This window comes from Actinoplanes derwentensis (assembly GCF_900104725.1).
Taxonomy (GTDB): domain Bacteria; phylum Actinomycetota; class Actinomycetes; order Mycobacteriales; family Micromonosporaceae; genus Actinoplanes; species Actinoplanes derwentensis.
Genome location: NZ_LT629758.1, coordinates 4,914,895 through 4,938,632 on the forward strand (window position 1 = coordinate 4,914,895; position 23,738 = coordinate 4,938,632).

Genomic DNA, 23,738 nt, shown 5'->3' on the forward strand with positions numbered 1-23,738 from the left:
GCGTCCAGACGGGCGGTTCGCGTGAGAAGGACACCCGAGCCCGTGGCAGCGCACCGATATCCTGACGCCTGTCGATTGTCTTACCTGGACGGTTGGGGGACGGATGTGGGAAGCGCTGGTCGCCGCGATCATGACGGCGGTGGTGACCCGGGCCGGCGAGGACGTCGGGAAGGCCGCCCAGTCCACCTGGACCCTGATGGTCGAGGGGCTCCGCAAGCGGATCGGGTCGAAGGCGGCCGGTGACGAGGAGGCGCTGCGGGAGTTCCTGGAGAAGCATCCGGAACTCGCCACCCGCATGCAGGCGGAGCTGGACGGCACGGAACTGACGATTCCCAGTCCGGCGCTGCCGGTGCCGTCGGCGGTCTGGTTGCTGCCGGCCGGACCCGCCGACTTCGTGAACCAGGTCCGGGCCCTCGAACGGCTCGACGGGATCCGGGGTGGCGACAGTGCCGGGGCGACTCCGGTGGTCGTCGTCGGTGGACCGCCGGGATCCGGGAAGACCGCTACCTCGCTGCGCTGGGCCCATCAGCGCCGGGAGTGGTTCGGCGGCGGGCAGCTCTACGCGGACATGCGGGAGATCCAGGATCCGGTGTTCGGCGGGCCGCCGTCGTCGGACCCGGTGGTGACCGCGTTCCTGCTGGCTCTGGGCGTGCCGGGCGGGCTGCTGCCGGACACCGCGGCGGGCCGGCTGTCGCTGTACCGGACCCGGACCGCCGGGGAACCGGTTCTGGTGCTGCTCCGGGGTGCCGCGCTGCCCGCGCAGATCAGCCCGCTGATCCCGACCGCGCCGGGCAGCGTGATGCTGGTGAGTACCCAGCACGACGTGAGGGGTCTGGCGATGGACGGTGCCCATTTCATCGAGGTCGAGCCGCTGGACGACGCGGCGGCCCGGGACCTGCTCGCGGCGGTCTGCGGCCGGGACCGGGTCGACGAGGATCCGGCCGCGACCGGGCGGCTGATCGCCCTGTGCGGGCGGCTGCCGCTGGCGTTGCGGGTGGTCGGCGGGCGGCTGCGGCTGGACACCACGCTCACCGTTCCCGAACTGGCCGACGAGCTGGCCGGCGAGCCGTACCTGCTCGACGCCCTGGCCCTTCCCGGCGCCGGTGGCAGCGCGGTCGAGCCGCTGTTCAACAACGTCTACCGACACCTGTCCGAGGACGGCCGGCTGCTCTACCGCGACCTGGGCGCCGTGCCGGTCACCGAGATCTCCGACGCGCTGCTGACCCGGATCGGCTGGCCGGACCGGCGGGCCCGGCGGGCCGCGATCGACCAGTTGCTGGGTCTGCGGCTGCTGGAGCGGGCCGGCCGGGACCGGTTCGCCCCGCACCCGCTGGTCCGGGCGCACGGGGCGCGACTGGCGACCGAGACCGACCCGGGGCGGGCCGAGCGGGTCGTCGCGGACACCGTCGGGTTCGTCTGCGAGTGGGCCGAGTCCGCCGACCGGGCGATCATGGGCGAGCGGCGCCGGTTGATCAGCGGCCCGGTGCCGCCGGACGGCCCGTTCGCCGGGGAGAACCAGCGGGCCCGCGCGTTGCAGGCGCTCGAAGCCGGCCGGGAGGATCTGCTGCGGGTGGCCCGGATCGGGCTGGAACTCGGCGCCGACGAGCAGGTGCTGCGCCTCGCGACCGCCGCGCAGGCGCTCTGGTTCAACCATCCGCACCTGGCCGCCCAGGCCGCCATGTCGGATCTGGCGATCACCGCGGCCCGGCGGCTGGGCCGGCCGGACGTCGAGATCCAGATCCACTGCACGCTGGCCGGGGCCCACTCCACCGCCGGGGATCTGGACCGGGCACGGGCCGAGATCCGGACGGCGTTCGGGTTGCTGCCGGCCGCGAACGACCGGAAACTCGCCGGGACCGTGTGGGAGTTCCACGCCCGCCTGCTGGACCGGGTGGCGCGGGCCGCGCCGGAAGCCGGGCAGGCCGCCGCCCGGGCCGAGGCGGAGACCGCGTTCCGCACCACGATCGACACCTTCCAGGCCGTCGGGCTGGACCGCGGGGTGGCACTCGGCCGGTTCTACTACGGGATGTTCCTGGACGCGGCGGGCCGCCCGGACGATGCCCGGGAGCAGCTCGAACAGGCGCGCGACGGGTTGAACGCGGCAGGCGACGACCGGAACGCGGCCCGTGCCGACGCCGCCATCGGTGCGGTTCATCTGCGGTTGGGGCACTTCCGCCGGGCGTACGACGAGCTGGCCGCCTCGGCCGCCTACTTCGCGGTGGCCGAACTCTGGCGGTACGAGTTGGGCGTCCGCGAGGATCTGATCGTCGCGGCGAACGCGCTCGGTGACCGGGCCGCCGTCGCCCAGCACACCGACCGGGCGGCGGAGATCCGGCGGCTATCCGAGCCAGGGCAGTGACCGCACCTCGATCCGGGCCTCGCCCCGGGCGGTCCGCACCCGCCAGTGGCCGTTGTCGAGGCGCTTGTCGCGGGCCAGGGCGTACCCGCAGGCGGCGACGGCCACCACGTCGAGGTCGCCACGGTCGGTGACGACTTCGGCCCGGCGGCCGTCGCGCACGGTGACGATACCGCCGGTTGCGGTGTTCGTGCAGGTCAGGGCGCTGCCCGGGAAGCGGTCCAGGGCGTCCGGGCCGGCGTCGGTCAGGACTTCGGCGCTCTGCAGCGTTCGCAGGTCCCATTCGTTGTCGCCAGCGGACAGATGACCGGTCCAGCCGTCCGGCGGGCCGGGGACGTGCCGGCGGACCGCGGCCGGATACCGGGCCATCTCGATCAGTCCGTCGCCGATCCGGGTGTGCACGACGAAAGAGCCCACCGCCGAGCTTTCCGGTACGGGCGGCGGCCACCCGGAGAGCGGGCCGGGTTCGCCGGGTTCGGTGAGTCCGAGCAGTTCGTAGAGGACTTCACGCAGGGGCCGCGCCTGCGGTCCGGTGGCGAACGTGGCGTCGACGGCTGCGGCGTAACGCTCCGGCGCGTACCCGGCAATCGTGTCGTTGATCTGCTCTGGCAGTGGCCGTGCCGGGTCGAGGCGGGCGGCCGCACGGCTCAGCGTCGTCATCGGCGTGCCGGGAACCACCTCGCCGGCCAGCGGCGCGAGCAGCAGCGGCACCCCGGCGCCGGCGGCGAGCAGACTCATCGACGAGTGGTCGCCGACCACGCAGTCGGCGGCCGCGATCATCGGCTGCCAGCCCTCGTCCGGCGGCACCATGAGCAGTCCGGCGTCCCGGGCCGCGGCCAGCCAGAGCCGCACCTGCAACCGGCCGTGCCCGGAGGTGACGTTCGGGTGCAGGACCGTGGCGACGCGGTGGCCGTCGGCGTCGAGCGCGGCCAGCAGCCGGGCCGGCAGGTCCGGATGGCGCCCGATCAGGGACTGCCGTCCCCACGTCGAGGTCACCACCACCAGCAGCCGGTCGCCGAGGCCGAGCGCCGCCCGGTGACGGTGCCGGAGCAGCCGGGTGGCCCGCATCCGGTCCAGCATCGGGTCGGCGATCAGGACGGTGCGCCCGGCGGTCGCCGGTTCGGCGGTGGCCAGCTGGGCGGCCTGGTCGGGATGCGTCACCGCGATCTGCACGGGCCGTCCGCGCAGGTCGGCGGCGCGCACCGTGCCGGACAGACGGCGGCCGTCGTCGCCGCGGGAGTCCGGCAGATCCTTGTGGAACCCGGCGCCGTGCTGCAACACCAGGACGGGTGCGGCGATCGGCTGGAGTTCGGTGTTCTCACTCGCGGTCAGCGCCGCGTCGTAGTGCAGGCGCGGTACCTCGCTCCACGGGATCACCCGGGCGCCCGCGCGGTTCAGCATCTCGGTCACCCCGGCATGGAACGGCGAGGTGTCGTTGACGGTGAACACGACCTGCACCCGGGGGTCGTCGCGGAGCAACTGGATCGCGTCGAGGACCCGTCCGGTGGAGGTGACGGTGCGGGCGACCGCGAGCAGGGTGCGCTCCGCGGCGATCGTCACCCAGTGATCAGAATCGGCACCGGGCGGGAGAGCTTCCGGCTTCCGGCTTCCGGCTTATTCAACGAGGAATCCGGTCCGCAGGTTACGGGCTCGGCCGGGTGCCGTCCGTCACCGTCGTCACCGATCTTCAGCACCGTACGAAACTAATCGACGGCCACCTCTGCGCGGCGGCGGGGGTTCGTCCGCAGGAGGGTCAGGGCGTAGTGCTGCCGGGACTTCACGGTGCCGACCGGGATCTCCAGGAGCCGGGCCGTCTCCTGGGCGGTCCGGCCGTTCATGCAGGTGTGGAAGACGACGGCCCGGTGTTCGGTGGACAGTCGCCGCAGCAGGGTGACCGCCTCGTCGGAGTCGGCGACCGCGTCGGCGTGGTCCGGCTGGGACGCCTCCCGGTGCTCGGCGCCGACACTCTCGTGCCGGGAGGCGGCGCTGCGCAGCCAGTCGATCGACAGGTTGCGGGCCACGGTGAGCAGCCAGCCGCGGACCGAACCCGGCTTGGAGCGGAGCCGGTCGGCGTGCCGCCAGGCCCGCAGCAGGGTCTCCTGGACGATGTCCTCGGCCGTGTGGTGGTCGCGGGTCAGGGTTCTGGCGTAGCTGAGCAGCGCCGGCCGGTGACCGGACAGCAGGTCCTCCAGGAAGTGGGCGGCCGGTTCGGTGCTGGTGCTGGTGCTGGTCATGTCTGCTGCCGGTTCCTGTCGACTACGTGGGCCGGAAACGTAGGCAGCGGACTCAGCCGTCCCTCTGACGGAAATCTTTCGTCGCAGCTCAGTGGGCCTGCGAGTGCACCTTGTCGCGCAGGCCGGCGGCGTCCGGGTGCCCGAGGTCGTCGAGGATGTCGAGGGCCTGCCGCCAGGCGTCCAGCGCGTGTCCACCACGGCCGGCGGCGTGTTCGGTGTCGCCGAGGTGGGTGAGGGTGTCGGCTTGCAGGTAACGGTCGGACACCGCGCGGTAGATCCGCAGGGCGTGCCCGAACGCGACCCGGGCCTCGTCGTACGCGGCAAGGTGGTGGTGGGCGTAGCCCAGGCTGTCCCAGGCGGCCGCCTCGCCGTTGGGGTGGCCGGCCTCCCGGTGCCGTTCGATCGCCGACCGGCATTCGCCCAGGGCCAGATCAAAGGCTCCGATGAGGATGTACGTCCACCCGGTCTCGTTGTGCACGATGGCCCGGCCGACGGTCTCGCCGGCCCTGGAGTAGAGGTCGGCGGCGATCCGGTAGTGCTCCAGCGCCGTCTCGTGGCGTTCCCGCTGGTTGGCGAGGAACGCGAGCAGCCGATGGGTGTGTGCCCGGCCGGCCGGGTCGTCGATCGCGGTGAAGATCTCGACGGCACGCTGCAGGTGCCGGTCGGCTTCCGGCCAATTCTTCAGCCGGCCCTCGGCGAACCCGAGTGACCGTTCGGCGCAGGCTTCGGCGTGCCGGTCGGCGGCCGCCCGCAGTGCCACGGTCTGGATCTCCCGCTGGGTCTGCCATCGCCCGGTCCGGTCCAGGTGCGGTTGCAGCACGGTGGCGAGTTGCCAGCGGTGCCGGGCGGACTCCGGGCCGGGGTGGGTGATCGTGGCGAGCAGGGCGGGCAGTTCGGTGCCGAGCCAGGCGACGGCTCCGGCGGAGTCGTCGAAGGTTACCGGGTCCGCGCCGGTGACCGGCGGGCCGGGCCGGAACGGGGTGCGCCCGGCGAACATCAGTTCCACCGCCGCGTACGCGCTGTGCAGGTAGTGGTCGAACAGCCGCCGGCGGGCGCCGGAGGTGTCGGCGGCCAGTCCGGTGCCGTAGGCGCGCAGCAGGTCGTGGCATCCGTACCGGCCGGGTGCCGGCTCGGTGATCAGGTGGGCACGCAGCAGTTCGGTGAGCGGCGCCCGCAGGTCCGCTTCGGGTACTCCGGCCAGGACCGCCGCCGCCACCGGTGAGCAGTCCGGTCCCGGATGTGACGCCAGCAGCCGGAACAGGTCGGCGGCGGGCGGGCTGAGGATGCGGTACGACCAGTCGAACACGGCCCGCACGTCGGAGCGTGGGCTCTCACCGGTGAACGCGTCGAGGCCGCCGCGGTGCCGGCGCAGTTCGGCGGCGATCGACGACAGGGGGAAACCGGGGTTCATCGCGGCGCGGGCACTGACCATGGCCAGGGTGAGCGGCAGCCGTCCGGCGCATTCGACGATGCCGGTGACCGCGTCCGGTTCCCGGTCGACCCGGTCGGTGCCGAGACGCCGGGTGAGCAGTTCGGCGGCGTCCGCGGTGGAGAGCGGATCCAGGGTGACCGCGGTGGCGCCGTGCGTGGCGACCAGGTCGAAGAGCTGGTGCCGGCTGGTGACGATGGTCTGGCATCCGGGGGCGCCGGGCAGCAGCGGCCGGACGTGTTCGCTGTCGCGGGCGTTGTCCAGGACGACCAGGACCCGGCGGTCGGCCAGCAGGCTGCGGAACAGCGCGGACCGGGCGTCGAGGGTGGCGGGCACCCGCTCGGGCCGGATGCCGAGTGCTTCCAGCAGGGTGTGCAGCGCGTCGGCGGCGGTGAGCGCCCCGTCCGGGTGGAAGCCGCGCAGGTCGATGTGGAGCTGGCCGTCCGGGAACCGGGCGGCGATCTGGTGCGCCCAGTGCACGGCGAGGCTGGTCTTGCCGACGCCGGCCATCCCGCCGATGGTGACCAGGGTGGCCGGGCCGGTTCCGGTCAGCCGGGCGAGCTCCTCGCGCCGGCCGGCGAAGACCGCGAGACCGGCGGGCAACTGAGCGGGGCGGACGTACGGGGCGGTGGCCGGTTCGGGTTTCTCGGCCGGTGGCTCCTGCTGAAGAACCCGCAGGTGGGCGGCCTGAAGTTCGGCGCCCGGGTCCAGGCCGAGTTCGTCGGCGAGCGCGACCCGGATCCGCTGGTGCACCTCGAGTGCTTCGGCCTGGTGCCCGGTGGCGGCCAGCAGCAGCATCAGGCGGGCTTGCAGTGCCTCGTCGAGGGGATGCCGGACCGCGGTCTGCCGGGCCAGGTCGAGGATCTTGCCGGCGATCACCGGATCGGCGGACGGGGCGTTCTCGGTGGCGGCCTTGACCGCGGCGAGCCGTTCACCGTCGACCGCGGCGAAGGCCGGATGGGACCGGATCTCGGACGGCAGACCGGCGGCGACCGGGCCCTGCCACAGGCCAAGCGCCTCGGTCAGCAGTTCCGCCGCGGTGCCGGGCGAGGTGACGTAGGCGGCCTGGCTCCGCAGCGCCCGGAACCGGCCCAGGTCGACGGCGACCGGGCTGACGTCGAGCCGGTAGCCGCCGGAACCGCGGATCAGCCAGCGGGAGGAACCGCGGGCGGGCAGGTCCGGTTCGAGCAGGCGGCGCAGGGCGCCGATGTGCCGGTGCACCACGTTGACCGCGGTGTCCGGTGGTTCGGCGCCCCACAGCACGTCGATGATCTCGTGCAGCGGAACCGGATGACCGGCCCGGACCAGCAGCAGCGCCAGGATGGCCCGCTGTTTGGGTGGCCCGGGGTCGATCTCGGTGTCTCCGCGCCACCCGCGTAGCGGGCCGAGCACGGCGAACGTCATGGGTACCGGATTCATCGGAGTGGTGCGCGCCGTGATGACCGCGGACGGTCAGCGGGCGGCCCTCTCGATGACGACGGCGCGGCGGGAGATTCGGATACGCATGATGGTGCCTTCCGTCAGCGGTTGAGCCAAATGAGGGTGTCGTCGGCGATCTCGCGCCAGCCGTGGTCGAACGGGGCCGAGTGGCCGCGGTCGGCGTAGGTGCGCAGTTCGGCGTTGCGGTAGAGCCGGTGGGCGGCGGTGACCACGCTCGCCGGGACGGTGTGGTCCTGCCCGGCGGCGATCAGCAGCAGCGGGCCGCGGTCGGTGTGGGTGGTGTCGACGGCGGTGGGGGCGTCGCGGGTGAAGTTGGCGGTGGCGGCCTGGAAGAGCGGCAGGCCGGGGCCGGGGATGGTCCAGCGGTCGAAGAGTGCGGTGGATTCGGCGGGTGACAGCGTGTTGCCGAAGGCGTACCCGAACTGTTTGGGGGTCAAGGACACGGTCCTGGCCTTGTTGCCGGGGTTGGACAGGACCGGAAAACTGGACCGGAGCTGGCTGAACGGGAGCGCCCGGATGCCCTTGACCGGGGCCGGGGAGATCGCGACGGCGGCTTCGGCGAGTCCGGCGGCGAGCAGTTTCTGGGCGATCAGGCCGCCGAACGAGTGCCCGATCACGATCGGCCGCTCGGGCAGCGCGGCGATCAGGTCGGCGTAGAACCCGGTGATCTCGTCGACGCCGATCCCGTTCAGGGCGTCGGGTGCGGCGCGGGTGGCGGCGACGGTGCTCGCGTCGCCGGGCCAGCCGGGGGCGTGGGTCTGGTAGCCGTTGGCGGTGAACAGGTCCTGCCAGGGCTGCCAGGACGAGGAGTGGATCCAGAGGCCGTGGATGAAGACTACGGATGTCACGGTGGCACCTCTCGAATTGGTAGACTAACTAGTAACTCTACCGACGGGCCCAAGGATGCCCCGGCGGACGCCGGGGCGCAAGTGAATGTGAGATCCGTATCGTGGAGACCGTGACCGTGCGAGAACGCCTCTTGGAGGCAGCCACCGAGATGTTCTACGCGCAGGGTCTGCGCGCGGTCAGTGCGGACAAGATCATCGAGCGGGTCGGCACCACCAAAGTGACCTTCTACCGGCACTTCCGCACCAAGGACGACCTGATCGTCGCGTATTTGGAGCGCCGCGCCGCCCAGGAGCGCGAAGGCATCGGGCAGGCCGTCGACCTGGCCGGCGGCGACATCGGCAAAGCTCTCGATCTGATCGCCGGCGGCATCGGCGCGGTGGCCTGCAGCCCGGGGTTCCGCGGCTGCCCGTTCATCAACGCCGCCGCCGAATACCCCGACCCGGACAGCCCGGTGCGCAAGGTCGTCGACACCCACCGGGGGTGGTACACGTCGGTGTACGAGAGCCTGATCGCCCCGCTCGGACTCCCCGACCAGGCAGCCGTGGTGGCCCAGTTGGTGCTGTTCCGAGACGGGGCGATGGTCGCCGGCTACCTCGGCGACCCGGCCGCGGTGGCCGAGTCACTGAGCCGCGGCAGCCGGGCCCTGATCGGCTACCCGCGGGACTGACGGTCCCGGCCGGGTGAGGTCCCGGTGTCAGCCCTTGTCGCCGTTGGCCTTCTCGCCCTTCGGGCCGACGGCGAACCAGGTGCCGCCGACACCCTCGCCGTTGAGGTCGCCGGGCTTCTCGTCCTCGGCGAAGCGGTACACCGGCCAGCCGCCGACGGTCAGCTGGACGTCGCCGTCCTCGCGCTTGATCGCCCCGATCTCGTCGGGGTCGACGCCGGCCAGGTAGACCTTGCCCTTCTGCTTGATGGTCACCGGCGGCCACTTGACCGCGCACGCGTCCACGCAGTTCGTCCGGGACGGCTCGGCGGTGTCCTTGTCGAAGCGGTACAGCGCCGCCTGGTTGATGTTGATCAGGTAGGGCCCCTTCAGATCCGGCGCCCGCACCGCCGACAGCTGCACCCACACCGGCGGTTCCTCCTGGACCTCGACGCCGACGACGGTGCCACCGTCGCCGGTCTTGCCGTCCTCGGCCGCACTGTTGCCGACGAGCTGGAGCGCGGGGGATGCCGCCGGTTCCGTCGCGGTTCCGGCGGGTGTGGTGGCGGGTGCGGCCGCGGGCTGCTGCGCGGGCTCGGCGTCACCGATGGTGATGGATTTGCCGCACCCCGCGGAGAGCGCGACGACGGCGGTGAGCAGGGTGATCCCCGCGGCGCGGCGTGCGCGGCCGGACACGACTGCCTGGCTGGTACGGGGGACGAAGGTCGAAGTCATGCCGGACACACGAGACAGCCCCGTCCGATGGTTCACCTCTTCAGCCCCGCACCGTGATGGTCCGGCGTTCGGTGAACGCGAGTAGCCCGGCCTGACCGCTCTCGACGCCGATGCCGGACTGCTTGAGTCCACCGAACGGCACCAGCGGCGACAGGTGCATGATCTCGTTCACCCAGACCCTGCCGGCTTCCAGGCGTCGCGCCACGGCGAGGGCGCGTCGGACACATGGCCGGTCATCCGGCGCAGAAGGCCACCGTTTCCCGGTGCCGGACTCCCCGCAAGTGCGCCTCCCTGGGTACGGCGGCGCCCGGCAGCCCTTCCGAGCAGGCCCTGGCCGCGCTGGGGTGAACCCTGCGGCCGGGCTGTCTCGTGTATCTGCCGGACGACGCGGCGGGCGTCATCGAGAAGGGACGACGATGGCCGGGGACGTGAACATTCCGGGTGACGAGCTGCGGGAAGCGCGGGAGATGCTCACCTTCGTGCACGACTTCATCGACATCGGGCGGAACACGTTCGACTTCGACGCGGCGTTCGGCCGCGACGAGTTGCGCGGGGCCGCCCAGAACTTCGAGAAGCGCTGGGACGACGGGCGTTTCCAGGTGAAACGCCAGGTCGTCGGGATCCGGGACGCGATCGGCAACATCCTGGACTCCTTCGAGAAGACCGACCGCGACGCCGTCCAGAACCTCGACGACGGAAGGTGAAGACCATGAGCGCGGCTCGATTCCTGCTGAACGTCCCCGACCTGTGGGACACGTTCGACCTGGCCGGGGAGCATCTCGCCCGGGTGCGCGCCCAGGCGCTCGCCGCCAGCACCGATCCGCGGGAACGTGTCCGGATCAACGACATGTTCCGGCAGGGCCGAGAGGTGACCCGGGCCGCCCGTGAACAGGGCGCACTGCTGGCCACCGGCACTGCCACGATGTATGACGAGGGCGTCTTCCTGGCGTACGGCATGGTCTTCGCCGTCACCACCCCGCACGGCCAGGAGCTGACGTTGCCGGTGCTGTCCCGTTCGCTCGGTGTCTCAGCCGACGGCGATGCCCCGAAGGACCGGGTGATCACCGCGGTCCAGCTGCCGCACGTCGGCACGGTCGCCCGGGTCACCGGCACCGAGACCACCCGGCTGACCGCTGACGTCGACGTCGAGCTGCTGACGATGCACACCATGATGCCGGTGCCGGGCCGGGACCGGGACTACCTGGTGGTGACGCTGGCCAGCCCGAACCTGCCGTTGAAGAACGAGGTCCACGACCTGTTCGACGCGATCACCAGCACGTTCCGGTTCCTGACCACCGACGGCGAACAGGTCGCGGTGGCAGGCGCCCGCTGACGGGCACCTGCCACCGCCGGTTCAGATCTGCGGCACCTGCACCGCGACGATGTCACCGTCGCCGAGGTGCAGGAGGCCGCGGCCCGGCTGGGGCGGCTGCCCGACGAGTCCGCGGCTCAGCCGGACCCCGATGATCTCGCCGTCGCTCAGGCCCTGTGGCGACAGCAGCATGCCGGTACGGTTGCGTTTCACCTGCCCGACCCAGCCGGCCAGGCCCAGCGACAGCGACTCGGCGTTGCCGGCCACCAGCAGCCCCCAGCCGCTGCCCTGCGCGCCCCGGGCGAACAGGCCCAGGTCACCGTCGATCTCCGAACCCATCAGCAGTTCGGCGTCGTCGACCACGATGACCGCGCTGGGTTCCGGGACGGCACCGAGGACCCGGCGGAACTCACCGGCCGTCACCTCCGCGTCGATGATCACCGCGGCCACTCCCGGACGGCCCGCCAACTGCCGCAACGGCGACTTGCGCGGGGCCAGCACGACCAGACCGGAACCCGCGGCCAGCAGCGACTCCGCGGCGGACAGCAGCGCGGTGGAGCGGCCGGTGCGCGGCGGTCCGGCGATCACGAACGACGGGGTCTCGGCGAGGTCCGGGCCGAGCACGGTCAGGGTGTCCCCGCCGACCGCCAGCAGCGGCCGCATCGGTCCACGGTCGCGGTGCAGGACGGCGGCGTCGGCGTACGAGATCCGCTCGGGAAGCACATCCAACCGCAATGCGCGCTGTCCGGCCGGCACCGCGCTCTCCCTGGCGGTCAGCTCCTCGCCCAGCCGCTGCAGGGCGGCGGCCTGCCCGGAGCCGGAGAGGTCGGTGTCGAGGACGGCAATCTGCGCCTCGGTCATGTTCTGGATCCGGATGCCCCGGCCGGGTGCCGGGTCGGTGGGCGCGGACTTGGTGGGGACACCGACGGTGGAGTAGTCCTGCCGGTCGTTGAGCCGCAGCACGATCCGGTCCTCGGTGGTGCCCGAGTAACGGCCGCCGCCGAGCACCCTGTCACCGGCCAGCACCACGTGGATACCGGCGCCGGCACCGTCGCGCAGCAGCCGGATCATGCGTTCCATCAGGCTGCCGTTGTCGTAGGAGACGAACTCCCGGTCGAAGACCTCGAACCGGTCGACCATCAGCACGATGTGCGGGGTCCGCGCGCCGGGCGCCTGCGAGCGGCGCAGTTCGGCCAGGTCGGCGGCACCGCTGGCACCGAGGGCGATCTGCCGGGCGGCGAGTTCGGTGTTGAGCCGATCCAGCAGCCGGCCGAGTCGTTCGACCTGGTTGCGATCGACCACCGCGCCGCAGTGCGGGAGCGTGGTGAGCACGTTCATCGCGCCGTTGCCGCAGTCCACCGCGTACAGGTGCAGGTCGTCGGCGCCGTGCGCGGCCGCCAGTGCCGCGGCCAGGGTGCGCAGCGTCTGGGAGCGGCCGCTGCGCGGGGAACCGGCGATGTGCAGGTGCCCGGCCCGGTCCAGGTCGAACCGGAGCGGGCGGCGGCTCTGCTCGGCGGGCAGGTCGGCCAGGCCGTAGACCACCGGTGGCAGGGCCGCGTCCCGGGTCGCGGCGGGCGCCGGAGCGTCCGGCCGGGTCCACTGCAGCACGTCCGGCAGCGCCGGCAGCCACGGGCTCGGCTGCCGGGGCACTCCGGCCAGGTCGGCGGCCTCGGCGATCGCGGCGACGAGCACCGCCAGGTCGGTGACCGCCTGGGTCTCGGTGCCGCCCTTGCTCTTCGCCGCGCGGGGCAGTGGGCCGCCGAGTTCCCGCCAGGACACGGTCGACGCCCGGACCGGGATCGGGGCACCGGCCAGGCTCTCCATGCCGGGACGACGGCCGCCGACCCGAGCGGACTGGAACGGCAGCAACACCGATGGGCCGAGGCGGACGTACGCGCGGCCCGGGTTCGCCGAGGAGATCTCCCCGGAGTCCGGGGCGTCGATGATGTCCCGGCTCTCCGAGGTGTCGGTGGTGCGCAGCGCGATCCGCAGGTTGGTGTTGGCCCGGATGTCCGGGGTCACCGCGCCGCCCGGCCGCTGGGTGGCCAGGACCAGGTGGATGCCGAGCGACCGGCCCCGCTGGGCGATGTTGACCAGTCCGGCGATGAAGTCCGGCAGCTCGCGCACCATCGACGCGAACTCGTCGATGACCAGCAGCAACCGGGGCAACGGCGGCAGCACGCCCCCACCACGGGCGCGTTTGTCGAGGTAGTCGACGATGTCCTTGGCCCCGGCGGTGGCCAGCATGGTCTCCCGGCGGCGCAACTCCGCGCCGAGCGACACCAGCGCCCGCTCGACCAGGTGGGTGTCCAGGTCGGTGACCAGGCCGACGGTGTGCGGCAGGTCGGCGCACTCGGCGAACGCGCTGCCGCCCTTGTAGTCGACGAGCACGAACGTCATCTCGTCCGGCCGGTTGACCACTGCCAGGGTGGCGACCAGGGTCTGCAGCAGCTCGGACTTGCCGGAGCCGGTGGTGCCGGCGATCAGCGCGTGCGGGCCGTCCCGGACCAGGTCCACCGCGAACGCCCCGTCGTAACCGGCGCCCAGTGTCGCGACGGTGCTGCGCCCGCCCAGCGACCAGCCGGCTGCCAGTGCGGCGGCGGTCGGCGGTTCGATGTCCAGCAGGTCCAGCAGCCGGACCGCGCCGGGCAGGGTGCTGTCGTCGCCGTCGCCGGCCCCGCGCAACGGTGCCAGGGCGCGGGCGAACGGCTGGTACCAGTCCGGCGCCGGGGAGTCGACGCGCACTTCCAGGGCCGCGGCGGCACCGGTCCGCACGGTGGTGACGGCACCGGTGACGACGACGGCGCCGCACTCCTCGGGGAGCAGGCGTTCCTCCTGGTCCAGGCAGATCACGTAGACACCGACGGCCGGGCCGTCGCGCAGCAGGGCGATCACGCCGGGCAGGGAACGGGCCCGGCGGGCCTGCTCCAGGACCACCAGGATGTCGGGGTGGCCGTGCACACCGCCGCGGACCAGGTCGTTGCCGGCGGCGGTACGGGCGGTCACGATCTGGCCGAGTTCGCCGATCCGGCGGGCCAGCGAGTCGGCGGTGCTGCCGATCAGGGCGTACGCGTCCTCGCCGTGCGGCTGGGCGTGCGGCAGCCAGCGGGTCCAGTCCCAGGTCTGCTCCGAGTCCGGCCCGGCCAGCACCACCGTGCGCAGGTCGGCCGGAGCGTGCAGGGCCGCTGCCTGGGCGACCAGCCAGCGGGCCAGGTCGGCGGCACCCGGCCCGGCCAGGCCGGCTACTCCGGCGCGCCGGACCGAGAGCGCCACCGGCACCTGACTCAACGGCGGGACGCTGGTACGGCGGTGCTCGTCCTGTTTCGGGTCGTCGACACTCGACGAGGACGGCAGGTCGGCGGTGCCCACCCGTACCGTCAGGAAGTCCGGGTCCGGCCAGCGGCGTTCCCAGAGCCGTTCGGCGGGCTGGGCGGCCATCTGCAGCAACGACGCCGGATCGGGCAGGGCCAGGCGCAGGTCACGCTGCTCGTCGACGACGGCGGCGGTGATGTCGGCCCGCAGACGGGACAGTTTCTCCTCGTACGCCCGCAGGTCGTCCTCGTATTTGACCATCGCCTGTTTACGGCCGCCGAACTGGGTGACGAGCGCGGCCAAGGGTGCCAGGAGCGCGATGAAGATGAACGACCAGCGCCCGGTGATCGCGATGGTGGTGATCGCGGTGCCGACCGGCAGGACCAGGATCGGCAGTAGCGGGATCGGTCGTTTGTCTGGTTTCGTGGGTGGGCCGGGCAGCCGGAACTTCCCGCCAGCGGCGGCCGGCAGGAAACGCGGCGGCCGGTTGAACTCCAGCCCGAGACCGTCGGGGGCGGGTGTCAGCGGCGCCCGGTTCGACCGCCGGGACGTCAGCTCCAGCAGGTTGTCACCGACGGCGAGCAGGCTGCCCTCCCGCCACGGGGCCGGTTCGGTGAGGTCCCGGCCGTCCAGCCGGGCCGTGGTCAGCGGATGCAGCTCGGCGGTGCCGTCCAAGCGCACCCGCACCCGGACCGCGGGCACTCCGCCGCCGGTGGTGAGCCGGATCCGGCCGGCTGGGCCGCCGATGTCGTAGTCGCCGGGGATCAGCCGGTGGATGGTTCCGGCACCGGGACCGGAGACCAGACGGATCTCGGTACGGCCCTCGGCCTCGGACTCGGCGGCGAGTGGCCCGCCGAGCCCGAGATCGGCACCGTCGCGCACCCCCGCGGCCTGCAGTGTGGCCCGTGGATCCGCCGGGCCGGTGCCGAGGTACAGCACCGGCTCGGCCTCGTGCCCGCCCACCGTGCGGGCGAGTTCGGCGGCGAGCGCGCCGACGGTGGCGGTCGGCTCGGTGTCGACCACGACGGTGGTGGACGTGGAGTCGACCTGGGGATCACGGACGCTGACGTTCAGTCGCACGGCTGCTCGGCCTTCATGAGTCGCGGGGGTCGGTGGACGGGTGGTGGGATCAGCCGAGGTTGGCGCCCAGCTGGTCATCGGTCTGCGAGAACGCGTCGCCGACCGAGCGGACGTACTGGCCGATGCCCTGCAGGCCCTGGTTCACCTGGTCGAAGCCGCGGGCGAACTCGTCGAAGAACGGCGAGAACCGCTGCTGGGCGGCCGGGGTGGAGTAGCCGTTCGCCAGCAGGTTGGTGATCTTGCCGCGGACCTCGGTCAGCTTGTCCTGCAGCTGGGTGAAGTCGTTGAGCAGGGCCTGCGAGGTGGCGGCCGTCTCGTCGGAGTTGACGCGGTAGTCGGGCATGGTGGTTCTCCTTGTGCTGGCCCCTCCCAAGCGGAGGGGAGATCTGGGGGACGGGCTCAGACGACCTGCACCGGGATGAACGGCAGGTTGAGTCGCTTCGCCGCTTCGATCCGGTGGTTGCCGTCGGAGAGGCTCAGGTCGCCGGGCGACAGCTTGATCGGAGGCAACTGACGGTTGTCCTCGATTCGCGCGATGATCTGGGCGATCCGAGCCTCGTCGAGCTTTGCGCGCTGGTCCTTGATGGTGAATTCGCTGGTCGGCACCAGGACCGGGCGGTTGTCCGGACCGGCGGCGGCCCGAATCTCGGTGCGGTCGCCCACCGTGTCCAGGGGCTGGCCCTCGAAACCGCGGACGAGGAAGTGGCCGTCCGGGCGCGGACCGAAGAACGTGCGGGTGAACTCGACCTCCGGAGCCTTCGAGAAGTCCGCCGAGTCCGCGAGGGGAGCGCTGTCGCCTACCTTCCGGAAGGCACCGGTCCGGAAGTCGAAGGACCCCCGCTCGCCGGTGGCGGCGTCGCGGAACACCGGCAGCTCCGTCCCGTCCGGGTGGGTGCTCTCCAGGACGAGGTCGACGTCTTCCAGACCTGGTTCGATGAGCCGGAAGTCGAAGTCGCCGGCCCCGGGCCTCTTCACCGCGCCGTCCGGATCGATGTCCGGACTGTCCGGGTCCCGTTCCGGGGAGACCGGCGGACCGGAGTCGAGCGATCGGCTGCCGCCGGACTCGGGCGCGGTCTTGACCGGGATCTCGCTGCGCGGAGTCGTATCCTCGTCCAGTTTCGGCTTCTTCACCGCCGCCTTGCCAGCGGCCTTACCGCCGCCCAGGAGCCCGCCGATGATCGCGCCGCCGGCGAACCCGGTCGCGCCCGCGGCCAGCGCGTCCTTCCCACCCGCCTCGGCGATCGCGCGGGCGTCCAGCGGCTCGCCCGCGGCCACCTGCCGGACGGCCTCGCCCCCGGCCCCCTCGGCGAATCCGATGGCGGCCTCCTCGGCCCCCTCCTTCACGCCGTCCTTCACGCCCTCCTTCAGGGCGCCGCGGACGATGTCGCCGCGGTTGGCGTCCAGGAATTCACCGATCGGCTTGGACCGGACGATCGTCGCCGGTACGTCGGTGATCGGCCCGTCCACCGTCCGGCCAACCGTGGGGACGACCCGGGCGGTGGTGCCGCCGGTCTTGGCGACCGCGCCGCCGATCCGTAGCGCCGAGCCGCCAGGGATGATGCCGATCAGGCCGACGGCGAAGTCCCCCAGGCTGAATTGGCCGGTGGCTATCGCGGTGATCTGGTCCAGGGCGAACAGGGCACCGGCCAGCAGCGCCCCGGCCACCGGGAAGAACACCGCCACAGCCGCGATCAGGATGCCGAGCAGGATCTTCACGAACGGGAAGTCCGCGAAGAAGTCCCGGATCTTCTGGAAGAAGTCGCGTTCCGGGACGGCTTCGTCGGCGGCCCGGTCCAGCGCGTCGGCGCACGTGCGCTCGGCGGCCTGCCGCATCGAGAGTGCCTGCTCGGCCAGGCCACGCGCCGCCGACAGACCGGCGGCACCGGCCTCGGCGTCCTGCTCGGCCCGGGTGGTGGCCGTGGTGTCCTTCGCCGCCACCGCGCCCGGCAGTGCCGTCACCGCCTGACTCACCTGCGCCGACGCCTCGCGGGCCTGGTCGACGGCCCGGTCCAGGGTCTGCTGGGCCTCTTCGATCCGCGGACGGTAGGCCCGGTAGGCGGCGGCCGCGTCCTGGTACGACCGGGCTGTCTTCGCCAGCTTGTCCGGCAGGTCGTCGCCGACCTTCTCGCGCAGCTTGTCCATCGCCGAGCCCCGCCCTGCGGCGATCGCGCCGTCCCGTTTCAGTACTTCGAGAGCCTTCTCAGCGGCTTCACCGATGTCCGAGTACCGCCGGGCGACCGCCTCGATCTCGTCCGGATCGCCCGGAGCCGGATCGCTGCTCATCCCGACCAGCTCGAAATCCGCGGGAGTCGCGAATCGCCGCGCCATGCTGCCCCTCTCGCCGTCCCACCGTGTGCGGCGACTACACGACAGCGCCCCGGCGAAAGGTTCACCGAACCTTTTGCAAGGGCGCTCTCGTGTAATGCGCATGCGGGTTCTGATGACGATCTGGTTGGCGCTGGCCCTTCTGTTACCGGCCGGGCCGGCGCACGCGGCCGGGGACGGCACGTTCAAGGTGGTGGTGGTTCCGGCCGGGCAGCAGGTCACCCTGCAGTCGGTCGCGGCCGACACCCTCGGCGACCCGAACCGGGCCGGGGAGATCTTCGAACTCACCCGCGGCGAACAACAACCGGACGGTGCGGTCCTCACCTCGCCCGGCGACCCGCTGCGGCCCGGCTGGATCCTGCGGCTGCCCGACGACGCGGCCGGGCCCGGCGTGCGGGTGGCCCGGGAGAGCAGCACGTTCTCGCTGCCCCTGCCGGCTGCGCTCGCCATCGTCGCGGCGCTGCTGATCGCGGCGATCACCGCGGCGGTCGTGGCCCGGCATCGGGTGCGGCGGTTCGCCGTCGCCACCGTGCACCGGCTGGGCGAACCGGCCCGGCGACGACGGCGCCTGGAGCAGCGGCGGGCGATCGGCCGGAACTTCGCCGCCCAGCCGGCCCCGGCGCCGGTCACCGTGCCGTCGGCCCACGCGGTGACGGCCGGGCGGGCGGACACCACCGTGTGGGTGTCCGGGCAGGAGACCCTGGACGCCCCGTGGCAGCGTGTCGACAGCACCCGCTGGCAGCGTCCGGTTGGCATTCCAGCAGGTCAGGACCTCAAGACCGCATTCCTGGTACGGGTCGGAGCCGGTCCCGACGACGCGCCGCTGTTGGTGGACTTCAGCCGCCTCGACGGGGTGCTCAGCCTCACCGGGGATCCGCAGGTGGCCCGGGAACTCGCCGCGAACCTGCTCGCCGAGGTCGGGCGTACCGAACCGGGCCTGCCCGTCATGGTCCTCCCGCACGATGGCGGAACTCCGCCGCTGCCCGTGCCGGTGTCGCTGACCGTCATGCCGCCGCTGGCCGCACCTCCGGCCCCGCCGACTGCTCCGGCAGGTCCGGTCCGGGGTGTGGCGGCCCGCCGTCCGGTCCGGGGCCTGGTGGTCCTCGCCGGCCCGCCGACTCCGGAACAGGCCGCCGCGCTGCTCACCTGGTGCGGCTCCGCCGGTGCGGGCTGGACCGGTCTGGTCTGTGGCGAGGCCGGCCCCGGCACACATTGGCGCTGGCAGGTGACCGCCGACGGCACATTGGAGATCCCGGTGCTGCCGGTCACCCTCACCGTCCCGGCGCTTCCGGCGCTTCCGGCGCTTCCGGCGCTTCCGGCGCTTCCGGCCTGATTTGCTCCGCGCCGGGACCCGGTCAGTCGTCCGGGACCCAGCGGAGGATGTCGCCGGGCTGGCATTGCAGGACCTCGCAGATCGCGTCGAGGGTGCTGAAGCGGATCGCTTTGGCGCGACCGTTCTTCAGGACCGAGATGTTGGCGGCGCTGATGTTCACCGCGGCCACGAAGTCCCCCACCGACATCTTGCGTTTGGCCAGCTGGACGTCGATGTCGACGATGATCGCCATCAAACGACCTCGTCCAGCTCGCTGCGCAACTCGATCGCCTTGCCCAGCAGGTGCCGGCCGATCAGGGTGAGCATGAGCAGGGCCACCGACCCGGCGACCGCCACGGCCGACCCCATCCAGAGACCGATCACCTCCATGCCGTCGGCCGGCGACGGAATCTCGCTGAACGTCACGAACACCAGCAGGGCGAACGTGACCACGGCGGCCCCGCCCGCGGCGGCCAGCAGCACGGTCACCCATCTCTGGGCGGACTGCTCGAACAACGTGCCCTCGGCGGAACGGTGCAGCAGCAGGATCGACCCGACGAGCCAGGCCTGAACGCAGGCGACGAAGGCCACCGCAGCCGTGACGAGGGGGATCCGCAGCGGCTCGTAGGGCGGGAACAGCTCCACCTCATCGGCGGCCATCGTCGGGATCAGGACGATCTGCGCCCAGACGCCGACGAGGAGAACGAAACTCAGAAAACCCTGCAGGACGGTCACCAGTGTGCGATGCATGTATCGATTTTCGATATCAAGACATCGAAAGTCAAGTTATAGTCGTCGACTATCGCTGCTTTGCCAGACTTCGGCCAGGGCTTGGCCAGACTTCGCCCGGTTCCTCGTCCGCCAGGGCCCGCCGCCCGTATCCGCTGGGTGGACGCCACCGACGAGGAGAACCGGAATGCAGAGACTGTTGATGGGCGGCACTGTCGCCGGAGTGATGGGCATGGTCGTGGTCGCCGGAATCGTGGTGATCACCGGGACGTTCGGCGGGCCGGCCGTTCCGGACGAGGCGGCGGCGGCGCTGCCCCTTCCGCCCCGGGCGGCGACGACAGCGCCGGCACCGGCGTCGCCGTCCGGCCGCGCGGCGAGCAGCCCGGCCGCGCGGCCCACCACGACACCGCCGGTGAGATCGACGACAACCGCACCGGCGGCGAAACCGACGGCGACCGCGAAACCGACGGCGACGGCGGGACCGCTGGACGCCGAGGGGGCGGCCCGGGCGGTGCGGGCGAGGTTCACCGGGGCGACCGTCACCGAGATCGAGTTCGAGGACGGCGTCTGGGAACTCACGTTCGACCACCGCGGGACGGAGAACGAGATCGAGGTCGATCCGGACACCGGGCGGCTCTCCGGGCACGAGGTGGAGGACGACGATTGAGATGGATACAGGGTTTGGCCAGGAGCCGGTTAGGATCCGGGCGAGGAGGAATCCGGGCGGTGCCTGCGGCTCGTCTACCAAGACGTACGGGGTCAGGTGGTGGAGGTCGGAATGGGTGAGTCGGTAGCACGGGACGTGGCGTCGTCGGAGGCCACTCGCGCGGTGGAGTCGGTGCTGCGAGAGGCGGGCGGTGGCCGCCTGGCCGGGGTCCGGATCGGGTACGAGGGTGGCCGCCGGGTGCACGTGGTGCAGTTCGCCCGGGGCGGCTGGCTGTGTGCGGCCACGGTCGACGCGCTGACCGGCGAGGTGACCGAGATCCGCGACGAGGGGCTACCGTTCGCCGGCCCGGAGTTCGAGCCGACGGCCGGGCCGGAGAGCCACCCGGTGACCGCCCGGCTGGACTTCCGGACCGTGTGGGACGTGCGGACGGCCTGGGACGACGAGTCGCTGGCGCACGTGGCGACCGACGCTGGGGTCGGCGTGGTGCGGCTGTCCCGGGATTTCGGCTGGACGCTCGTCGTCGAGGATCACCACACCACCGGGTACGGCGCCACCCGTCACGTGGCCCCGGTTCCGGGCGGGGTGGTTGCCGCCACCGGAGACGGCCGGGTGTTCCGGCTCGACGGCGCGGGCCGGGTGAGCTGGGAGAACCGACTCTCCGGTGCCCCGTACGGCATCAATGTGGATCTTGATGGTCGCCGGGCCCTGATCGCGACGGACCGGGGAACCGTGGAGCTGGACACCCGAACCGGCACGCACCTGGAGAGCTTGGCCGGCCCGGTGCGGGCAGCCGCCTATCTACCCGGCGGTGACCGGGTCCTGGCCGGGCATCGTGGCGACCTGGTCGTCGTGGACGCCACCGGGGCGGCCCGCTGGCGGATACGGCTGGACGGTTTCACCTCCCGGATCTGGACCCGGGGCGAGCGGATCTACACGGCGGGTGAAGGCGGACTGCGCGAGATCGTGGCCGGTGAGGGGATCGTGGCGCGCTGGTCGGCGCCGTCGACCGGCAGCGCGGAGAACGCGGTGGTGATCGGAGACGCGGTGTTCACCTGCAGCGGCGGATCCCGGTTGGACCGGCACGGCTACGCCACCGCCGCCTACCACGGCCGCGCCGACGTGTTCGCCGGTCCGGAGGCGGTGACCGCGCTGTCCGCCGGTGGACGCCGGTGGTTGCTGGCCGGCCACCGGGACGGCCTGCTGTCGGCGCGGGCGGTGTGACGATGCGGGTGCTGCTGGTGGAGGACGACGACTCGATCGCGGAGCCGCTGGCCGACGGGCTGAAGCGCTACGGGATCGAGGTGCTGCGGGTAGCGACCGGGATGGCGGCTCTGACCGCGCCGCGGGCCGAGATGGTGCTGCTGGATCTCGGGCTGCCGGACATCGACGGGATCGAGGTGTGCCGCCGGATCCGCCGGGTCGACGACGTCCCGCTGATCATGTTGACCGCACGCGGCGACGAGGCTGACCGGGTGCTCGGGCTGGAACTGGGCGCCGACGACTACATGGCGAAACCGTTCAGTGTCCGGGAGCTGGTGGCCCGGATGCACGCGGTCGGCCGCCGGGTCCGCGTCCCCCGGCCGCAGAGCCGGGGCGAGCAGGTCCTGGGACCGCTGGTGATCGATCATCGAGCCAAGGAGATCCGGTTGCGCGGCACCCTGATCCCGTTCTCGCCGAAAGAGTACGACCTGCTCGTGCACCTGGCCGCCGACCCCGGCGCGGTGGTGGACCGGCGGGCGATCCTGGAGGCGGTGTGGGAGCCGAACTTCTTCGGGCGCGGCAAGACCCTGGACTTCCACGTCGCCGCGGTACGCCGCAAACTCGGCGCGCCGGGCTGGATCGAGACCCGGCGCGGCGTCGGGTTCCGGCTGGTCGTTCAGCCGGCATGACCCGGCGGCTGCTGCTGACGTACGTCAGCTTCGCCCTGCTGATCCTGGTGTCGCTGGAGGTGCCGCTCGGCTACGTCTACCACCGCAACGAGGAGCAGCACGCGTTCGCCCAGCTCGAACACGACGCCGAGGTCCTGGCCGCGTTCATCGACACCGCTCTGAGCCGGGACGACGCGGAGCAGGTGGATCTACTCGCGCACGAGTCGGGGCAACGGCTGGGCGGCGACGTCGACGTCGTCGACAGTCGTGGCGAGTTGCTGTCCAGTACCCATCCGGAGAAACATCCGCCGGGTGATCTGGCACGCGCGGCCGACATCCGTACCGTGCTCAGCGGCGAGGGCCGGATCAGCACCCGCACGGCCGAGTCCGGCGGCGTCGACGTCATGTCGGTGGCGGTCCCGATCCATCCCGGCGTGTCGTCGTTGGGGGCGGTGCGGGTCAGTGTGCCGCTGGACCCGGTCGACTCCCGCATCCACCGGTTCTGGCTGATCCTCGCCGGGGCCGGGATCGCGGTGCTGCTGGCCGCCGCCCTGGTCGCGTTCTGGCTGGCCCGCTGGATCAGCAAACCGGTCCGGGCCCTGGAGCTGGCCACCCGGCACCTCGCCGACGGCACCCTGCCACCGGCCGCCGCCCCCGCCGGGCCGCCCGAGCTGCGCCGCCTGGCGGACACCTTCTACGCCACCGCGAACCGGATCCAGGCGCTGATCCGTACCCAGCACGCGTTCATCGGGCACGCCTCGCACCAGCTCAAGACGCCGCTGTCGGCGTTGCGGCTGCGGATGGAGAACCTGGAGGACGACATCAGCCCGGCCGGGGCGAAGAACCTGCAGGCCGCGCTGACCGAGGCGGACCGGCTCGGTCAGATGGTCGAGACCCTGCTCCTGATGGCCCGGTCCGAGCAGCGCGAACTGCCGCTGGAGGAGGTGGATCTACCGGCCGCCGTGGCCGAGCGGGTGTTCCTCTGGTCACCGCTGGCGGACGACCGGCGGGTGGGCCTGAGCACCAGCGGACCGGACGGTACGTGGATCCGCGCCCTCCCCGGCGGAACCGACCAGATCCTCGACAACCTGATCGCGAACGCGCTGCGGGTGGCACCGGCCGGGAGCACCGTGACGATCGGCTGGGCCGTCCGGGACGACCGGGTCGAACTGCACGTCGTCGACGAGGGTCCCGGGTTGAGTCCGGAGGAACGGGTCCGGGCCCTCGATCCGTTCTGGCGGGCGCCCGGCGCCGCGAAGGACGGCACCGGGCTGGGCCTGTCACTCGTGCACAAGCTGGCCGAGGCCGGCGGCGGCGACGTCGCCCTGGAGGCGGCACCCGGTGGCGGGGTGGACGCGGTCGTCACCTTCGCGGGTCTCGGCCAGCATGTGCAGCAAGCCGCGGGTACGCGTCAGTGACGCCGGGTCCAGGTCGGCGATCATCAGTC

At 72.4% G+C, this 23,738-nt stretch carries 19 protein-coding genes and 1 pseudogene; 9 read left to right on the top strand and 11 right to left on the bottom strand.

All coding sequences use genetic code 11. The features are described 5' to 3' along the window. Positions 1-103 precede the first annotated feature (103 nt). Positions 104-2,359: a hypothetical protein gene (locus tag BLU81_RS21850; RefSeq protein WP_092546370.1), complete on the top strand. Its 2,256-nt coding sequence runs from the start codon at positions 104-106 to the stop codon at positions 2,357-2,359. Here BLU81_RS21850 and BLU81_RS21855 read toward each other — a convergent pair. The 4 genes from BLU81_RS21855 to BLU81_RS21870 form a co-directional block, all read right to left on the bottom strand. Continuing rightward, entirely contained in the window at positions 2,339-3,916 is a 1,578-nt protein-coding gene (locus BLU81_RS21855; RefSeq protein ID WP_092546371.1) for a hypothetical protein, read from the bottom strand. The genes BLU81_RS21850 and BLU81_RS21855 overlap by 21 nt on opposite strands. A gap of 143 nt (positions 3,917-4,059) precedes the next feature. Then, positions 4,060-4,590 (bottom strand): sigma-70 family RNA polymerase sigma factor, encoded by a 531-nt coding sequence (locus BLU81_RS21860; protein ID WP_092546372.1) that lies wholly within the window; start codon positions 4,588-4,590, stop codon positions 4,060-4,062. 88 nt (positions 4,591-4,678) lie between these two features. Continuing rightward, a complete protein-coding gene (locus BLU81_RS21865; RefSeq protein WP_197686342.1) occupies positions 4,679-7,423 on the bottom strand; it encodes an AfsR/SARP family transcriptional regulator in 2,745 nt (914 codons plus the stop codon). A 116-nt stretch (positions 7,424-7,539) separates the two neighbouring features. Next, positions 7,540-8,307 (bottom strand): alpha/beta hydrolase, encoded by a 768-nt coding sequence (locus BLU81_RS21870; protein WP_092546374.1) that lies wholly within the window; start codon positions 8,305-8,307, stop codon positions 7,540-7,542. A gap of 110 nt (positions 8,308-8,417) precedes the next feature. Between BLU81_RS21870 and BLU81_RS21875 the strand changes: the two genes are divergently transcribed. Next, on the top strand, positions 8,418-8,975 hold the full coding sequence (locus BLU81_RS21875; protein ID WP_231954695.1) for a TetR/AcrR family transcriptional regulator: 558 nt from the start codon (positions 8,418-8,420) through the stop codon (positions 8,973-8,975). Between the two features lie 27 nt (positions 8,976-9,002). Here BLU81_RS21875 and BLU81_RS21880 read toward each other — a convergent pair whose 3' ends face one another. Next, a complete protein-coding gene (locus tag BLU81_RS21880) occupies positions 9,003-9,686 on the bottom strand; it encodes a hypothetical protein (protein ID WP_092546376.1) in 684 nt (227 codons plus the stop codon). A 40-nt stretch (positions 9,687-9,726) separates the two neighbouring features. Continuing rightward, positions 9,727-9,897, bottom strand: a pseudogene (locus BLU81_RS21885) (aldehyde dehydrogenase family protein); the annotation flags it as partial. 205 nt (positions 9,898-10,102) lie between these two features. Here BLU81_RS21885 and BLU81_RS21890 point away from each other — a divergent pair. After that, positions 10,103-10,390 carry a hypothetical protein gene (locus tag BLU81_RS21890; RefSeq protein WP_092546378.1) on the top strand — a complete coding sequence of 96 codons (288 nt, stop codon included), beginning with the start codon at positions 10,103-10,105 and terminating at the stop codon, positions 10,388-10,390. Between the two features lie 5 nt (positions 10,391-10,395). Further along, a complete protein-coding gene (locus BLU81_RS21895) occupies positions 10,396-11,019 on the top strand; it encodes a hypothetical protein (protein WP_092557451.1) in 624 nt (207 codons plus the stop codon). 21 nt (positions 11,020-11,040) lie between these two features. On the opposite strand, the gene BLU81_RS21900 is transcribed toward BLU81_RS21895, so the two are convergent. Genes BLU81_RS21900 through BLU81_RS21910 form a run of 3 tightly spaced genes read right to left on the bottom strand, consistent with a single transcriptional unit; the run spans position 11,041 to position 17,718 of the window. Beyond that, entirely contained in the window at positions 11,041-15,390 is a 4,350-nt protein-coding gene (locus tag BLU81_RS21900; protein ID WP_197686343.1) for an FtsK/SpoIIIE domain-containing protein, read from the bottom strand. A 49-nt stretch (positions 15,391-15,439) separates the two neighbouring features. Beyond that, on the bottom strand, positions 15,440-15,733 hold the full coding sequence (locus tag BLU81_RS21905; RefSeq protein ID WP_092546379.1) for a WXG100 family type VII secretion target: 294 nt from the start codon (positions 15,731-15,733) through the stop codon (positions 15,440-15,442). 56 nt (positions 15,734-15,789) lie between these two features. Continuing rightward, positions 15,790-17,718, bottom strand: a complete 1,929-nt coding sequence (locus tag BLU81_RS21910; RefSeq protein WP_092546380.1) for a putative T7SS-secreted protein — start codon at positions 17,716-17,718, stop codon at positions 15,790-15,792. A gap of 112 nt (positions 17,719-17,830) precedes the next feature. Here BLU81_RS21910 and BLU81_RS21915 point away from each other — a divergent pair, with 112 nt between their 5' ends. Then, positions 17,831-19,048, top strand: a complete 1,218-nt coding sequence (locus BLU81_RS21915; RefSeq protein WP_157751724.1) for a hypothetical protein — start codon at positions 17,831-17,833, stop codon at positions 19,046-19,048. 22 nt (positions 19,049-19,070) lie between these two features. Here the strand turns inward: BLU81_RS21915 and BLU81_RS21920 are convergent, their stop codons facing one another. Both BLU81_RS21920 and BLU81_RS21925 read right to left on the bottom strand, forming a co-directional pair. After that, positions 19,071-19,280: a helix-turn-helix domain-containing protein gene (locus BLU81_RS21920; protein WP_092546382.1), complete on the bottom strand. Its 210-nt coding sequence runs from the start codon at positions 19,278-19,280 to the stop codon at positions 19,071-19,073. Further along, positions 19,280-19,777 (bottom strand): DUF2975 domain-containing protein, encoded by a 498-nt coding sequence (locus BLU81_RS21925; RefSeq protein WP_092546383.1) that lies wholly within the window; start codon positions 19,775-19,777, stop codon positions 19,280-19,282. Before BLU81_RS21925 ends, BLU81_RS21920 begins: the two co-directional genes overlap by 1 nt. Before the next feature lie 166 nt (positions 19,778-19,943). Between BLU81_RS21925 and BLU81_RS21930 the strand changes: the two genes are divergently transcribed. The 4 genes from BLU81_RS21930 (at position 19,944) to BLU81_RS21945 (ending at position 23,709) form a co-directional block, all read left to right on the top strand. After that, entirely contained in the window at positions 19,944-20,423 is a 480-nt protein-coding gene (locus BLU81_RS21930) for a PepSY domain-containing protein (protein WP_092546384.1), read from the top strand. Positions 20,424-20,534: 111 nt separating this feature from the next. Further along, positions 20,535-21,644, top strand: a complete 1,110-nt coding sequence (locus BLU81_RS21935) for an outer membrane protein assembly factor BamB family protein (protein ID WP_092546385.1) — start codon at positions 20,535-20,537, stop codon at positions 21,642-21,644. Between the two features lie 2 nt (positions 21,645-21,646). Next, positions 21,647-22,312 (top strand): response regulator transcription factor, encoded by a 666-nt coding sequence (locus BLU81_RS21940; RefSeq protein WP_092546386.1) that lies wholly within the window; start codon positions 21,647-21,649, stop codon positions 22,310-22,312. Then, on the top strand, positions 22,309-23,709 hold the full coding sequence (locus BLU81_RS21945; protein WP_092546387.1) for a sensor histidine kinase: 1,401 nt from the start codon (positions 22,309-22,311) through the stop codon (positions 23,707-23,709). The genes BLU81_RS21940 and BLU81_RS21945 overlap by 4 nt, the downstream gene beginning before the upstream one ends. Positions 23,710-23,738: the final 29 nt, after the last annotated feature.